This window comes from Sphingomonas tabacisoli (assembly GCF_042678385.1).
GTDB classification, from domain to species: Bacteria; Pseudomonadota; Alphaproteobacteria; order Sphingomonadales; family Sphingomonadaceae; genus Sphingomonas_B; species Sphingomonas_B tabacisoli.
Genome location: NZ_JBHUDY010000001.1, coordinates 499,541 through 513,368 on the forward strand (window position 1 = coordinate 499,541; position 13,828 = coordinate 513,368).

General features: G+C 67.1%; 14 protein-coding genes. 10 read left to right on the top strand and 4 right to left on the bottom strand.

Translation table 11 applies throughout. From position 1 onward, the window contains the following. The first annotated feature begins 18 nt into the window (after positions 1-18). From ACFSCW_RS02810 to ACFSCW_RS02825, 4 genes are all read left to right on the top strand, one after another. Positions 19-750, top strand: a complete 732-nt coding sequence (locus ACFSCW_RS02810; RefSeq protein WP_380886672.1) for a Crp/Fnr family transcriptional regulator — start codon at positions 19-21, stop codon at positions 748-750. 30 nt (positions 751-780) lie between these two features. After that, positions 781-1,020 (top strand): DUF6894 family protein, encoded by a 240-nt coding sequence (locus ACFSCW_RS02815; RefSeq protein ID WP_380886674.1) that lies wholly within the window; start codon positions 781-783, stop codon positions 1,018-1,020. 76 nt (positions 1,021-1,096) lie between these two features. Beyond that, positions 1,097-1,312 (top strand): hypothetical protein, encoded by a 216-nt coding sequence (locus ACFSCW_RS02820; RefSeq protein ID WP_380886676.1) that lies wholly within the window; start codon positions 1,097-1,099, stop codon positions 1,310-1,312. Between the two features lie 33 nt (positions 1,313-1,345). Next, complete coding sequence (locus tag ACFSCW_RS02825) at positions 1,346-2,416, top strand: DUF5694 domain-containing protein (protein WP_380886678.1); 1,071 nt, start codon at positions 1,346-1,348, stop codon at positions 2,414-2,416. Here the strand turns inward: ACFSCW_RS02825 and ACFSCW_RS02830 are convergent, their stop codons facing one another. Beyond that, entirely contained in the window at positions 2,417-3,082 is a 666-nt protein-coding gene (locus ACFSCW_RS02830; protein ID WP_380886680.1) for a Fe2+-dependent dioxygenase, read from the bottom strand. Between the two features lie 29 nt (positions 3,083-3,111). Next, on the bottom strand, positions 3,112-3,945 hold the full coding sequence (locus ACFSCW_RS02835) for a PhzF family phenazine biosynthesis protein (protein WP_380889995.1): 834 nt from the start codon (positions 3,943-3,945) through the stop codon (positions 3,112-3,114). A gap of 88 nt (positions 3,946-4,033) precedes the next feature. On the opposite strand from ACFSCW_RS02835, the gene ACFSCW_RS02840 reads away from it, so the two are divergent. Then, a complete protein-coding gene (locus ACFSCW_RS02840) occupies positions 4,034-5,245 on the top strand; it encodes a TCR/Tet family MFS transporter (RefSeq protein WP_380886682.1) in 1,212 nt (403 codons plus the stop codon). A 56-nt stretch (positions 5,246-5,301) separates the two neighbouring features. Next, positions 5,302-6,075: an SDR family NAD(P)-dependent oxidoreductase gene (locus tag ACFSCW_RS02845; protein WP_380886684.1), complete on the top strand. Its 774-nt coding sequence runs from the start codon at positions 5,302-5,304 to the stop codon at positions 6,073-6,075. Here the strand turns inward: ACFSCW_RS02845 and ACFSCW_RS02850 are convergent. After that, the gene (locus tag ACFSCW_RS02850) at positions 6,072-7,049 is read right to left on the bottom strand and encodes a TauD/TfdA family dioxygenase (protein ID WP_380886686.1); all 978 of its coding nucleotides are present in this window, start codon (positions 7,047-7,049) and stop codon (positions 6,072-6,074) included. The two genes, ACFSCW_RS02845 and ACFSCW_RS02850, sit on opposite strands and share 4 nt — an antisense overlap. 36 nt (positions 7,050-7,085) lie before the next feature. Here ACFSCW_RS02850 and ACFSCW_RS02855 point away from each other — a divergent pair, with 36 nt between their 5' ends. Together ACFSCW_RS02855 and ACFSCW_RS02860 are read left to right on the top strand one after the other, a co-directional pair. After that, on the top strand, positions 7,086-8,108 hold the full coding sequence (locus ACFSCW_RS02855) for a hypothetical protein (RefSeq protein ID WP_380886688.1): 1,023 nt from the start codon (positions 7,086-7,088) through the stop codon (positions 8,106-8,108). 61 nt (positions 8,109-8,169) lie between these two features. Beyond that, positions 8,170-8,865 carry a hypothetical protein gene (locus ACFSCW_RS02860; protein ID WP_380886690.1) on the top strand — a complete coding sequence of 232 codons (696 nt, stop codon included), beginning with the start codon at positions 8,170-8,172 and terminating at the stop codon, positions 8,863-8,865. On the opposite strand, the gene ACFSCW_RS02865 is transcribed toward ACFSCW_RS02860, so the two are convergent. Beyond that, on the bottom strand, positions 8,862-10,499 hold the full coding sequence (locus ACFSCW_RS02865; protein WP_380886693.1) for a M28 family metallopeptidase: 1,638 nt from the start codon (positions 10,497-10,499) through the stop codon (positions 8,862-8,864). The two genes, ACFSCW_RS02860 and ACFSCW_RS02865, sit on opposite strands and share 4 nt — an antisense overlap. A 103-nt stretch (positions 10,500-10,602) precedes the next feature. Between ACFSCW_RS02865 and ACFSCW_RS02870 the strand changes: the two genes are divergently transcribed. Next, positions 10,603-13,455 carry a M16 family metallopeptidase gene (locus ACFSCW_RS02870; protein ID WP_380886694.1) on the top strand — a complete coding sequence of 951 codons (2,853 nt, stop codon included), beginning with the start codon at positions 10,603-10,605 and terminating at the stop codon, positions 13,453-13,455. Further along, positions 13,455-13,757 (top strand): hypothetical protein, encoded by a 303-nt coding sequence (locus tag ACFSCW_RS02875; RefSeq protein ID WP_380886696.1) that lies wholly within the window; start codon positions 13,455-13,457, stop codon positions 13,755-13,757. The genes ACFSCW_RS02870 and ACFSCW_RS02875 overlap by 1 nt, the downstream gene beginning before the upstream one ends. The last annotated feature ends 71 nt before the right edge of the window (positions 13,758-13,828 follow it).

A 13,828-nucleotide genomic window follows, 5' to 3' on the forward strand; every position in this document is an offset into this window, starting at 1 on the left:
CTGACGAGTTAAGGCGCCATGTCCGCACCCGATCAAGCGAATGTGCGCAACCGGCTGCTGCGGGCGCTCGCTCCTGCAGATTATGATCGGCTGAAAGCCAAACTTAATCATGTCGAGACGCCCAAGGGCACGGTCGTGATCAAGGAAGACGTGCCGCCTCCCCTGTGCCTCTTTTTCGAAAGCGGGCTCGGCTCGGTGCTCGCGCATGTGCCAGGCGGGCAGACGGCGGAAGTGGGGCTCTATGGCTTCGAGGGATTTGCCGGGCTGCCGATCCTTCTCGAATCCGGTCACTCTCCGCACCGGCTGGAAATGCAGATCGGGGGAACGGCCTATGCGATCCCTTCGGAGGTGATGAGGGACGCGCTGCGTGAAAGCGAGACGCTGCGGGCCGTCATGCTCCGCTATCTGCAATTCTTCATGCTGCAGGTCGCGCAGACGACGGTGTCCAACGCGCTGCACCCGGTCGACGAGCGCCTCGCCCGCTGGCTGCTGATGGGTCACGACCGGATGCCGGACGACGAGGTGCCGCTGACTCACGAGTATCTGAGCTTCATGCTGGCCGCGACGCGGACCACCGTGACGGCGGCGCTCAGTACGCTCGCGGACGCCGGGATGGTCCGGACCGGGCGCGGATCGATCACGATTCTGAACCGAACCGGCCTCGAACGCGTTGCAGCCCACAGCTACGGGCTGGCGGAGCGCGAGTATAACCGCCTGATCAGCAAGACATTCTCCGTCGGATCGGCATAAGGATCAACGACAAGGGGCCGAAGCGGACATATGGAGCGTTATTTTCTGCATCTCGTCGACGGCAAGTTCATCCGCGACGACGAAGGACAAGAATTCGAATGCCTTGAGGCGGCGAAGGCGGAAGCCGTGGCGAGCGCGCGCTCGCTGATGCGCGACGCGATCTGGCACGGCCGGTTGCCGCTCAACGAAAGCATCCAGATCGCCGATGCCCAGGGCCAGGTGCTCGACACCGTTGCATTTCGGGACGTGATCAAGATCGAAGGGAATTAAATCGCGCCAGTGTCGGCGGCGCGACAGAAGTCATCCGCTCGACATGCTAGCTGTGTATCCTTCGGGGGTGCACATCGTGGCTGGCTATCGTTTACACTGCCTCGACGGCGGCGGTCATATCGTCGAGCGTCACGATTTCGACGCTGACGACGACGGCGCAGCGCTGGATTATGCGCGCGCTCGTTATCCGAACCTCGGGCTGGAACTCTGGGAGCTTGGCCGGCGCGTGGTGAAGCTGCCGCCAACAGAGGTCGCGATGAACGGCTTCCGCGCTACTGGACAAGTGATTTAGTCTTGTAATACACCTCCGCTTCAGGAGGTGATTATGCGCAAATGGGTGCGGCTGGGACTGTTTGGCGCGGGTGGGGCGCTCGCTGCGTCGGCGCATGCCGCGCCGCTGGTCGGCCCCTGGCCCGTCTCGAAGCCGACAGAAGTCGCGGTACTCGGCACACCTCATCTCTCTGGCATCGAGACGCTGAAGCCGGAGTGGCTTGCGCCGCTGCTTGATCGGCTGGCGGCGTGGCGGCCCCAGGTCATCACGATCGAAGGCCTGTCCGGCCCGGAATGCTATCTTCTGCGGCGCTACGAAAAGAGCTGGCCCGACACGGCCAATGACTATTGTGCGCGGGTCGAGAAGGTCGCCGGACTCGCCGCCACCGCCACAGGTCTCGACATGCCGGCGGCCGAAGCAGCGGCAGAGGCTGCAGTTGGCAAAATCGGCCCGAACGCTGGCCCGGCAGAGCATCGGCACCTCGCCGCCTTGTTCGCGGCGGCCGGAAATCTCGGTTCGGCTTCGGTGCAGTGGCTACGACTCGCGCCAGCTCAGCGCCGGGCCGGCGATGGCGTGGACGCGGCGCTGGCTTCCGAGCTGAACGAACTGATCGTGCGGCGGAACGAGAACTACCTGATCGCCGCGACGCTCGCCGCCCGGCTGGGGCTGGAGCGGCTCTATCCGGTGGACGATCATCTCTCCGATCGCGTCCAGGCCGAAGCGCCGCCGGGTCAGGACAAGGCGATGCAGGCGATCTGGAGCGGCGCCCGTCCGCCGCTCGCGCTGCAGGCCCAGGCGATGGAGAAAGGCCTGAACGACGGCGCCTCGGTGCTCGCCTATTACCGCTTCATGAACCGCGCCGATGTCGGTGAGGCGTTCGTGCGGGCGGACATGGGCCGCGCGTTCCAGGAACCGTCGCCCGAGCATTTCGGCCGGCGCTATGTCGCCTGGTGGGAAACGCGCAACCTGCACATGGTAGCGAACATCCGCGCCGCGCTTGGCCATTATCCGGGCGGGCGGGCGCTGGTCATCGTGGGCGCGACGCACAAACCCTATTTCGACGCCTATCTCGGCATGATGCACGAGCTACGGCTGGTGCCGGCGGCGCAACTGCTCGGCAAATAGTCAGGGCTTGTCGGTCCAGTAGCGCAGCAGGCGCTCCTGCAGCAGCCGCATGCGCGTGTAATTTTCGGGTCGCATGCCAAGCCCTTCGAGCGCCGCGACTTCGTTCATTTCGTAGAGGATTTCGCGCCGGAACGGGTCGGCAATCCGGCTCTGGATGAAGCTGATCGCGACCAGCCGTTCGCCGCGCGTCACCGGCGCCACTTCGTGCAATGTGTCCGACGGATAGACGATCGCGCTGCCCGCCAGCCCTTTGAACGGCACCGGCCGAGTGCCGAGATGGACGGTCAGCTCGCCGCCTTCATAGTTGCCGGGATCGTTCACGAAGATGGTGCAGCTGAGGTCCGACCGGATCGGCCCGGTCGGCAAGCGGATGACGGCGGCGTCGGCATGCGCGCCGTAGCGCATGCCAGGCTGATAGCGGGTCAGCATCGGCGGCGCGACCGCGACCGGCATCGCGAAATTGCGGAAATCCTCATGCGCCATCAGCGCCTGCATCAGCAGCTGCGACGAGCGCTGATAGGCGGACTGGTCGTGAAGCTGCAGGTTCTGCTTGGCGGTGTTGTGCGGATTGGTGATGCGGCCGTCGATGAAGGGCGCCGCCGCGGCGATCTCGCGCAGCTGCCGCAGTGCCTCGGCAGACAACAGGTCGGGGATTTCCTTGAACATCCCGCCCGCATAGCCGCGGGCGCGCCGTTTCAGAAGAGCGCGCGGCCGCCGAACAGGGTGTGCGTCGCGCCGCCGATCCAGATCTCCCCGTCGGCTTGCTCGACCGAGACGCGGCCGGTGCGGCCGAGCTTGGTCCCTTGTGCCGCGGTGTAGGGCGCGGTCACGCGGCCGCTTCCCAACATCCACTGGGCGACCGAGGCATTGAGGCTGCCGGTCACCGGGTCTTCGATGAGCCCGCCGAACGGGTCGCTGAAGATGGCGCGGACCTCATAGGCGGCTTCCGATCCCGCCGGATAAGGCCCGACCACGCCGATTTCCATGCGGCTCGGATGATGGCGCGCGGGGCTGAGCGCCAGAACCTCGTTGGCCGAGCCGAGCAGCACCGCCACCCAGCCGGGGCCATTATCGGCCCAGGCCGCGTCGAGGATGCGGTCGCGCGAAATGCCGAGCACGCCGGCGATCTCGGCGAGCTTTTCTTCCTCGACCGGGCCCGAGCGGATCAGCGGCGGGGCGGCGAAGGCGAGGCGTCCTTCGCTGCGGCGGACCGGCACCAACCCGGCGCCGCATTCCTGCACGATTTCGTCAGGGTTGCGCGGCTTGCCGCCCGCCTCGAGCCAGGCGTGGCAGGTGCCGAGCGTCGGATGGCCCGCGAACGGCATTTCGCGATCGAGCGTGAAGATGCGGACGCGGTAATCGGCCTTGGCGTCGGTGGGCGGCAGCAGGAACGTCGTCTCCGACAGGTTCAGCCAGCGCGTGATCCGTTGCATCTGCTCGGTGTCGAGATCCGTGGCGTCGTGCACGACCGCGACCGGATTGCCGCTGAAATCGGCGACGCCGAACACGTCGACCAGGCTGAAGTCCATCGTCCGCTCCTTGGCTTGCGTGATCGCGCTTGGCTCACCTATGCCGGTGGCGCAATCGCCGGTGAGCTTGAGGGGGGTCAAGAGAAGCATGCAGCGGTCCGGCCACGGCGTCGCGTTCGTGCTGGTGACGATCTTCATCGATTCGATCGGATTCGGGTTGATCATCCCGGTGCTGCCGCGCCTGCTGATGAGCGTCGGCCGCTTCGACCTGCCGCACGCAATCGAGATCGGCGCCTGGATGGGGCTGGCGATCGCGGTGGCGACTTTTTTCGCCGCGCCTGTGCTGGGAAACCTGAGCGATCGGATTGGTCGGCGGCCGGTGCTGCTGATTGCGCTCGGCGGCATGGCGCTCGACTATCTGCTGCTCGCCATCGCCAACACCCTGCCGCTGATCTTCCTTGGGCGCGTTCTCGCCGGCGCGCTGGGCGGCAGCTATGCGCCAGCGCAGGCCGCCATTGCCGACCAGACCCGGCCGGAGGAACGGGCCAAGAGCTTTGGCTTGGTCAGCGCCGCTTTCGGCATCGGCTTCATCGCGGGCCCGGCGATCGGCGGCCTGCTCGGCCAGCTCGGCATCCGTGCGCCTTTCTATGCGGCGTCGGCGCTCGCCGCGCTCAACTTCCTCTATGGCCTGACAATCTTCCCGAAAACATTGCCGGAGGAGCGACGCCGGCCGTTCGACTGGCGGCGCGCCAATCCGCTGGGGGCGCTCGCCTCGGCGCGGGCGATCCCCGGCATGATGGCCGCGGCGGTGGTGCTGACTCTCTGGCAGATCGCAAGCAACGTCTATCCGCTGACCTGGAGCTTCTACGCCATTGCGCAGTTCGGCTGGTCGAACGCGATGATCGGCGCGAGCCTTGCCGTCGTCGGGCTGATCATGGCGCTGACCCAGACCTTCGTGACCGGCCCTTTGGTGCGGCGGCTGGGCGAGCGTGGGGCTGCGACTGTGGGGCTGGTCGGCGCGATCGCCGGCTTTGTCGCCTATGCCTTCGCCAACAAGACCTGGATGGCGTTCGTGATCATGGTGGCGATCGCGGTTCAATCGCTCGTGCAGCCGAGCATCATGGCGATGCTCTCTCGCCGCGCGACGCCCCAGACGCAGGGCGAGGTGCAGGGAATCGCTGCCATGTCGATGGGCATCGGCTCGATCGTCGCACCGCTGCTGCTGACAGGCGTGATGGCCGAGTTCACAAAGGCGGATGCGCCGGTGCACTTTCCCGGCGCGGCGTTTCTGGTGGCGGCGCTTTTCGGGCTCGCCGCGCTCGCGATGCTACGCCGCCTGCCGCGCGCGACGCCCGCGTAACGGATGCATCCCTTGGCGCCCGCGCCCGTTGAGGCGCGGCACGCAAGGAGAATGACATGGCCGGCAAGCTCGCGATGGTTACCGGAGCATCGAGCGGCATCGGGCTGGAGCTCGCCAGGCTGGCCGCTGCCGATGGCTATGACCTGATCCTCGCCGCCGACACGCCTTTCGTCGAAGCCGGGCCGCAGTTGCGCCGCTACGACGTGCAGATCGACGAGATCGAATGCGACCTGTCGACTTTCGACGGCGTCGACCGGCTGCTCGACGCCTGCCGCGGCCGCAAGGTCGATCTGCTGTTCGCCAATGCCGGGCACGGCCTGGGCCACGGCTTTCTCGACCAGTCGCCGGCCGAATGGCGGCACGTGATCGACACCAACATCACGGGCACGCTCTATCTGTTGCAGAAAGTGCTGCGGGAGATGGTCGCGCGCAACGAAGGCCGGGTGCTGATCACCGGATCGATCGCCGGGCACATGGCCGGCAGCTTCCAGGCGGTTTACAATGGCACCAAGGCGTTCATCGACAGCTTCGCCGATGCGATCCACAACGAGCTGAAGGACACCGATGTCGTCATCACCTGCCTGAAGCCGGGCGCGACCGAGACCGAGTTTTTCCACCGCGCCGAAATGGACGACACCAAGGTCGGCCAGGCGGAGAAGGACGATCCCGTCGACGTCGCAAAGACCGGCTACGACGCCCTGATGAAGGGCGACCGCAGCGTCATCTCCGGCTTCAAGAACAAGCTGCAGGTCGCAGCCGCCAGCGTGCTCGGCGGCGGCTGCTCCGCCGAAGCGCACCGCAAACAGGCGGAGCCGGGCTCGGGCGACTAGACCGCGACCGGCTGGCGCTGCGGCGGCCGGAATGCCGCCTGGCGCCAGCGGGCCTGCGGCGGTTCCTCGGGATCGGGACGGGCGTCCCGCAGATAGCCGAAATAGGTCGCGATCAGCCGTTTCGACGGGTCGGCGATCGGGCGGCGGCCGTGCATGAAGCGGCTGTTATCGAGCATCAGCAGGTCGCCGCTCTGCCAGCGGACGGGCACGGTCAGGCGATGCGCCTCCTGCCGCACCGCATCCACCCACGCGTCGGGCACACCGCGCCCGTCGGCGAGCACGGGGAAGTCCCTGCGGCCGAGATAGTCGCGCGCGAACAGCAGGAAATTTCCGAAGGCGAGATCGCGGCCGAACATGGTGCGGTGAAGCAGGGGCCGCGTGAAATAGCGCCAGATGCCCTCGGGCTCTCGGACGAACCGATAGGGGCAGTCGGTGGGCGGCGTTGCAAGCTGCACGTCGCTCGGCCGATCGGTGCCGAGCCAGAAGCGCAGGATTTCGGGCGGCGCGCCGGCCGGGTACATCAGTCGCTGGCCGGCGAGCAGGTCGCGGAGCGCATCGGGCAGGGCGCGGACGATTGCGACGCCGTCGCAGATCGTCGTCTCGCCGCCTTGATCCGGCGCCTGCAGGCAGTGGAAGAAGGCCACATCGGGCTTCCACGGTTCGCGCGACAGTTCCGGATGCAAGGGAAAGGCATCCGCGCCGCCGTTCACCGACTGAATGTTGTGATCGGCGTCGAACACTTGCCGGTCCGGGCTCTCGTTGAACACCGAACTGGCACAGAAGCGGCCGGTGAAATCGCGGAATTCATCGAGGTCCGGCGCCGCGCCCCGGAACAGCAGTGCGCCGTGCGTCCGATAAGCCGCCATTACGGCTTCGTAATCGAGATCGCGCAGGCCCTCATCCGCTTGTAACGTGAACACGGCATAGGGCTGTGCGTCTTTCGGCGCGCGCATGTCGACCATGAACGGGGCCATAGCGCAGCGCCACGCATCCGGGCTAGGAGCTTCGCGATGCGGATCGAAGACCTGTTCGCCACGCCCGACCATTATCTCTGGGGCTTCGAGGGCGATCTGGCCCGGTTCGTGCCGATGAACCGCGCCGCCTTCCGCCGGTCGCTGTTTCTCGACCAGCGGATTGCGGCACCCACGGCGCAGGAGCTGCGGGTGCCGATCGATCCGCTGTTGGCCGCCTTTCGCCAATGGCAGGCGCCGCGGCCGCGGACCGGTTACATCTTCCACATCGCCCATTGCGGATCGACCCTGCTTAGCCGGGCGCTCGACCTCAGTGAGCATGTGCTTGGATTGCGCGAACCCTGGGCGCTCCGCCAGTTGGCGGTTGCCGGTGCGCAGGGTGCGGCGGAGGATGCGGGCTGGCGCGAAGGCCTGGATTTGGTCACGGGCCTGCTGGCGCGCCGCTATCGACCGGACGAGCCGGTCATCGTCAAAGCGAACGTACCGGTGAATTTCGTGCTGCCGCAGCTCTTCGCGCAGGATGCGGATGCCCCCGCAATCCTGCTGCACCTGCCGGCGGAAGCGTATGTGCTGGCCGTGCTGCGGACGGAGGAACACCGGGCGTGGGTGCGGTTCGTGACCGACGAGCTGCGCCCGGCAATGGAAGCGGCCTTGGGCGAGGCGCTGCCGGCAGGCGATGTCCAGCGCGCGGCGGCATTGTGGCTTGCGCAGATGATCGGCTTTGCCGACGCGCTCGGGCGCTTTTCCAGTGCGCGGTCGCTGGATGCCGCACGTTTCTACACAGCGCCCGCGGAAACGCTGTCAGCCGCGTTCACGCTTTTCGGCGTGTCCGGCGCGGATGCCGAGGCGATCGGCCGAGCGCCGCTGTTCCATGAGCATGCCAAAAATGCCGGCAGGCGCTTTTCGGAAGCCGAGCGGCAGGCGCGCCAGGAGGAGACGCGCGCGGCACTTGCGAACGATCTCAACGCAGCGCGGGACTGGCTCGAAGCACGCGCGGAGCGAGTCCCTTCGGCGCTGGCACGCCCGCTGGTCGGCGATCCGGTCCCGCTGCTCGCCTTTTAGCGCGTTTGCCGCTGCGCCCCTCAGTGTTACGCTTCCGTCACGTCTGGGGAAGGGGCCGACGATGACAGCGAACAAGAACTGGGCCGCCATTGCGGCGATGTCCGCCCTGCTGGCGGCGGGGTGCAGCAAGCCGGCCGCCACCCACACCGAAGCGCCGGCGCAGCCAAAAGTCGCGACCGTTTCTCTTCCCGCCGATCCGGGCGAGCGGGCCGCGACCTGCTACGCCGCGCGCGTCGCGCAGTTCGGCGGGACGGCCAACACCGTGCCGGTCGAGGAAGCCAATGAGGCGGCGCATTTCCTGTTCCTCGGCGCCTCGGGCAGCGGGATCACCGAGCCGAGCAAGGTCGAGATGCTTCAGAAGGTCGCCCAAGCGGCAAAGGCGAGCATCCAGCCGGGCAAGCAGGCGCAGGATTATCTGAATGCCTGCCGCCAGGCCTATCCGGCTGTGGCTAAGCGTTTTTCAGGCCTGCCTGCGGACGGACGCGACGCGCGGATGCAATGCTACACGCTCGCCACGGCGATGACCCAGATTTACGACCACTCGCCGCAACTCGCCGGCGACCGGCTCGCGCGCACGCGCCGATTAGCGCGAGTGCTCGACGACCGCATCACGGCCGAGCTGAACCCGGGCGGGCGCGGCAATCCGGCCGAGCTGGCCGGGCTCGCCACCCGCAGCCTGGCCGTTGCGATCAGCCTTGGGCCCATCACCGACGTGCTCGACGCCTGCGCCGAGCGTTACGCCGGCAGCGCCACCTAGTGTGAAGCCTTGGCCGCGGTCGGCGCGAACAAGTCGCCGAAATAGTCGCGCGCGTACCAGCGCGGCGCCTGGTCGGCGTCGGCGAGGGCGCGGGTGATGCGGTAGTTCACTTCGGCGAAGCGCGCCCCGGCGGTCCAGTCGATCGGCTGGTTCATGTCGTCGGCGGGCTGGTGATAGGCGTTGGCGAAGAAGCGCTTCCACGCCGCTTCGCCGCCATTGGCGTAGCCGGTCGCGAGGAACACCGCCGGGATGCCTTGCTCGACGAAGCGGTAATGGTCGGAGCGGGTGAAGATTCCTTCCTCCGGCATCGGATCGGGCGAGAGCGCAATGTTCATCGGCCGGGCGGCGTCGGCGACGACCTTGCCCAAGGTCGAATGGTCGGCGCCGAACGCGATCACGTCGGTGAACGGATAGATCAAAAGCGGCATGTCGAGATCGACGTCGGCGACGATGCTCGCCAGCGGCACGGTCGGAAAATGCGCGTAGTAATCGGCGCCGAGCAGGCCCTTTTCCTCGGCGGTCGAGGCGAGGAAGACGAGCGTGCGGCGGGGCTTCACCGGCGCGGTGGCGGCGGCGCGCGCCACTTCCAGCATCGTCGCGATGCCGGACGCATTGTCGAGCGCGCCGTTGTTGATCCGGTCCTTGTTGGGCGGATCGCCGGCCCGCGCCTTGCTGATCCCGATATGGTCGAGGTGCGCGGAGAGTATGACGACTTCGGGCGCAAGCTTCGGGTCGGCGCCGGGCAAGACGCCGACGACATTCGGGCTGGTCAGCCGCTCGCTGACCGTCTCGGCCGCGATCCGGACAGTGCCGGCCAGCGCAAAGCCCTTGGGCCGTCCGCCCTGCTGGTCGGCTTCGGCGCGGATCTGTTCGAGCGTCTGCGTCGCGCCGGCGAGCAGAGCGCGCGCGACGGTGTCGTCGGCGCTGGCGGAGGCGCGCAGGCCCGGCGCCTCGACGTGAGGCTTACCATCAGGGGCCACCCAATCGTAGTGCGACCCGTCTGCATAGCGTTGCCGCACGGACCACGGACGCGCGGCGGCGGACTGGATGGTGTCGATCGAGATCGTGCCGATCGCGCCATGCGCCTCGGCCTGCTCCGCCTTGTGGTCGGAAAGGTGCGCGCCGATCTCGCTCGGCATGCCTTTCGGGAAGCCCGAGAGCACGACGACGATCTTCCCGCGAACGTCGAGGCCCTTATAGTCGTCGATGCCGAGCGCCTTGTCGGAAAGGCCATAGCCCACGAACACGATACCGGCGGACAGATCGGTCTTCGGCTCCAGCGAGTTGATGCCGATAATGACGTCCTGGCCGTGCGTCCACTTCCCGGCCGCGCGCGATCCGCTGAGCGTCAGCGTGCCGGGCGTTTCGCCGCGCCGCGTCTTCTGGAACGGGACCTGCTGATACCAGCCGCCCTTGTAGCCGCCCGGCTTCAGGCCGAGCGCTTCGAAATGCGAAGCGACATAGCGGGCCGCGATCTCATGCCCGCGGCTGCCGGTGTCGCGCCCTTCGAGCAGGTCGTCCGCCAGAAAGGTGACGTGCGACCGAAACGCCTCGGGCGTGAAGACGGGAGCGGGAGAGGGAGCGGCGGCACTGACGAGGGCGAGCGGCAGGAGCGACAAAAGAACGCGCGACATGGTTTTCCTTGAACTGCGGCGAGAAGCCGACGGACAGCGTTGGTTCATGCAAAAGCCGCTGCTATGCAAGCGGCATATCCGCTTTTCCGTTCAAGGATCGTCCATGCGCCGCTTGTGGCTCGCCGCTTCCGTTCTCGCCGTTTCCACCGCTGCCTTCGCCCAGGCGCCCAAGCCCGCGCCGCTCGCCGAGCTCTCCCGCGCCGTCACCATTCCTTACGAGCAATTCACGCTGCCGAACGGCCTGCGTGTGATCGTCTCGACCGACCGCAAGGCGCCGGTCGTCGCCGTGTCCGTCTGGTACAATGTCGGCTCCAAAATGGAGCCGGCGGGCAAGACTGGCTACGCGCATCTGTTCGAGCATCTGATGTTCAACGGGTCGGAGAATGCGCCGGGCGATTTCTTCGCGCCGCTGCAGCAGATCGGCGCGACCGACGTGAACGGCACCACCTGGTTCGACCGCACCAATTATTTCGAGACGGTGCCGACGCCGGCGCTGGAGCGGACGCTGTTCCTCGAAAGCGACCGGATGGGGCACTTCCTGGGCGCGCTCACCGAGAAGAACCTGAAGAACCAGATCGGCGTCGTCCAGAATGAGAAGCGCCAGGGCGACAACCAGCCGTTCGGGCTGGTCGAATATGCGCAGATCAAGGCGCTGATCCCGCCGAACCATCCTTATGGCCATTCCACGATCGGATCGATGGCCGACCTGGACGCTGCCAGCCTGGAGGACGTGAAAGGCTGGTTCCGCCAGCATTACGGGCCGAACAACGCGGTGTTGGTGCTCGCCGGCGATATCGACGTGCCGACCGCGCGCACGCTGGTGACCAAGTATTTCGGCGACATTCCGCGCGGGCCGCAGCAGGGACCGGTCGCCGTCTCCGTGCCGACGCCGCCCAAGCGTGTCGACGAAGTGATGAAGGATCGGGTGGCGACGCCGCGCATCTATCGCACCTGGATCGTGCCGGGCCTGAACGATCCGGATTCGGTGCCGCTCGACATTGCGGCGACCGTCCTTGGCGGCCTGAGCAGCTCGCGGCTCGACAACGCGCTCGTCCGTGGCGACAAGAGCGCGGTCAAGGTTTCGACCGAGCTGCAGCAATTCGCGCAGCTGAGCTTCTTCGAAGTGCAGGTCGATTGCGCGCCGGGCGTCGATCCGGCCGAGGAAGGCCGCAAGCTCGACGCGCTGATCGCCGACTATATCGCCAAAGGCCCGACCGCGGATGAAGTGCTGCGCGCCGCCACGCGCGACGTCGCCGGTCGCACGAGCGCGGTGGAATCGGTCGGCGGCTTCGGCGGCAAGGCCGTGACGCTCGCCGAAGGCGCGCTCTATTCGAACGACGCCGGCTTCTACAAAAAACAGCTCGCCGCCTATGCCGCGGCAACGCCCGAGCAGGTGCGCGCGGCGATGCAGAAATGGCTGACCCGGCCGATGCACGCGCTGCTGGTCGAGCCCGGCCCGCGCGGCGCGTACGAAGAATCGAAGTCGGTCGCGTCCAAGCCCTCGACTTTCGCGCCGGCCTTCTACCACAAGCCGGGCGAGGCGCCGGTGACGTTCAAGCCGGCCACCGCGGTCGATCGATCGAAGCTGCCGCCGGTCGGGACAATCGCCGACCTCAAATTCCCGGCGGTCGCGCACGCCAAGCTCTCGAACGGCATCGAGCTGGTCTATGCCCAGCGCACCGCGACGCCGACGACGCGGATCGTGGTGTCGTTCGATGCGGGTGTCGCGGCCGACACCTACGACACGCTCGGCCGGCAATCCCTGACGCTGTCGCTGCTCGACGAAGGCACGGCGACGCGCAGCTCGGAACAGATCGCCGAGGAGCAGGAGCGGCTGGGCGCGAACCTCAGCGTCGGCAACTCCGCCGACCGCAGCTCGGTCAGCCTGTTCGCGCTGTCGCCGAACCTGCAGCCGTCGGTCGACCTGCTCGCGGACGTGCTGCGCAATCCGAAATTCGATCCGGCCGAAGTCGAGCGGCTTCGGAAGCAGCAATTGGTCTCGATCGTCAGCGAAATGACGCAGCCAGGCGGCCTTGCCCAGCGCACACTCGCGCCGATCCTCTATGGGGCGAACCATCCCTATGGTCGCCCGACCAGCGGGCTCGGCGACGCGGCGGTGGTCGAGAAACTGGGCCGTGACCAGCTCGTCGCGTTCCACCGCGCCTGGTTCCGGCCGGAGAAAGCGACGATCTTCGTGGTCAGCGACCGTCCGCTCGCCGAGGTCCGCGCCGTGCTCGACCGCGCGCTCGGCGATTGGCGCGGCACCGGCGCCCCCGGCGTCAAGGCGTTCAATGTCGCGCCGCCGGCGCCGCGCTCCCGCATCGTGCTCGTCGATCGGCCGGACTCGCCGCAGTCGCTTATCTATGGCGGCGTCGTGACGTCGCTCAAAGGCACCGACGAGCTGGTGCCCTACAACGCCGCCAACGACGTGCTCGGCGGCAATTTCCTGTCGCGGCTGAACACCGACATCCGCGAGACCAAGGGCTGGTCGTACGGCGTGAACGGCAGCTTCCGCCGCGCGCTGGAAGCGGTGCCGTACATCGTCTCCGCGCCGGTCCAGGCCGACCGCACCGGCGACTCGCTCGCCGCGATGCAGGCCGACATGCGCGCCTTCCTCACCACCCAGGGGATTACGCCCGAGGAGAAGGAGCGGACGATCAACGGCTTCGTGCGCGAGCTGCCGGGCAGCTTCGAGACCTCGGGCGACGTGCTTTCGGGCATGCAGAACAACGTGCTCTACAAGCGGCCGGACGATTACTACAGCACCGTCGCCAGCCGTTACCGCGCGCTGACCGCGCCGCAGATGGACCAGGCGATCCGCTCGGTGCTCGATCCGTCGAAGATGGTGTGGGTCGTGGTCGGCGACGCGAAACAGGTGAAGCCGCAGCTTGACAGGCTTGGCATGCCTGTCGAGGTGAAGACGGCACCGCAACAAACATCGCAGGGAGAGAAATGATGGCCAATGTCGACGGCGAATGGGATTGCGTCACGAAATCGCCGCTGGGCGAGCAGAAGTCCGTGCTGACCGTGCGGTCCGACGGCAACACCTTCACCGGCTCGAACGTCGGCGCCCAGGGCACGCTCGACATCATTGACGGCAAGGTCGACGGCAACAAGCTGACCTGGAAGTCGGAAATGAAAGTGCCGATGCCGATAACGCTCGACTGCTCGGCGACGATTGAGGGCGATACGCTGACGGGGCAGGTCGGCGCGGGCGCGTTCGGGAGCTTTCCGATGACGGGTGTGCGGAAGGGGTAGATCCGCCTTCCGTCATTGCGAGCGAAGCGAAGCAATCCAGGACGGCGGATGGGCCGAATGGATTGCTTCGT

Coding starts and splice junctions, on each gene's coding strand:
- ACFSCW_RS02825 (WP_380886678.1), top strand. CDS start 1,346: ATGCGCAAATGGGTGCGGCTGGGACTGTTTGGCGCGGGTGGGGCGCTC.
- ACFSCW_RS02830 (WP_380886680.1), bottom strand. CDS start 3,082: ATGTTCAAGGAAATCCCCGACCTGTTGTCTGCCGAGGCACTGCGGCAG.
- ACFSCW_RS02870 (WP_380886694.1), top strand. CDS start 10,603: ATGCGCCGCTTGTGGCTCGCCGCTTCCGTTCTCGCCGTTTCCACCGCT.
- ACFSCW_RS02815 (WP_380886674.1), top strand. CDS start 781: ATGGAGCGTTATTTTCTGCATCTCGTCGACGGCAAGTTCATCCGCGAC.
- ACFSCW_RS02845 (WP_380886684.1), top strand. CDS start 5,302: ATGGCCGGCAAGCTCGCGATGGTTACCGGAGCATCGAGCGGCATCGGG.
- ACFSCW_RS02810 (WP_380886672.1), top strand. CDS start 19: ATGTCCGCACCCGATCAAGCGAATGTGCGCAACCGGCTGCTGCGGGCG.
- ACFSCW_RS02875 (WP_380886696.1), top strand. CDS start 13,455: ATGGCCAATGTCGACGGCGAATGGGATTGCGTCACGAAATCGCCGCTG.
- ACFSCW_RS02835 (WP_380889995.1), bottom strand. CDS start 3,945: ATGGACTTCAGCCTGGTCGACGTGTTCGGCGTCGCCGATTTCAGCGGC.
- ACFSCW_RS02850 (WP_380886686.1), bottom strand. CDS start 7,049: ATGGCCCCGTTCATGGTCGACATGCGCGCGCCGAAAGACGCACAGCCC.
- ACFSCW_RS02860 (WP_380886690.1), top strand. CDS start 8,170: ATGACAGCGAACAAGAACTGGGCCGCCATTGCGGCGATGTCCGCCCTG.
- ACFSCW_RS02855 (WP_380886688.1), top strand. CDS start 7,086: ATGCGGATCGAAGACCTGTTCGCCACGCCCGACCATTATCTCTGGGGC.
- ACFSCW_RS02840 (WP_380886682.1), top strand. CDS start 4,034: ATGCAGCGGTCCGGCCACGGCGTCGCGTTCGTGCTGGTGACGATCTTC.
- ACFSCW_RS02865 (WP_380886693.1), bottom strand. CDS start 10,499: ATGTCGCGCGTTCTTTTGTCGCTCCTGCCGCTCGCCCTCGTCAGTGCC.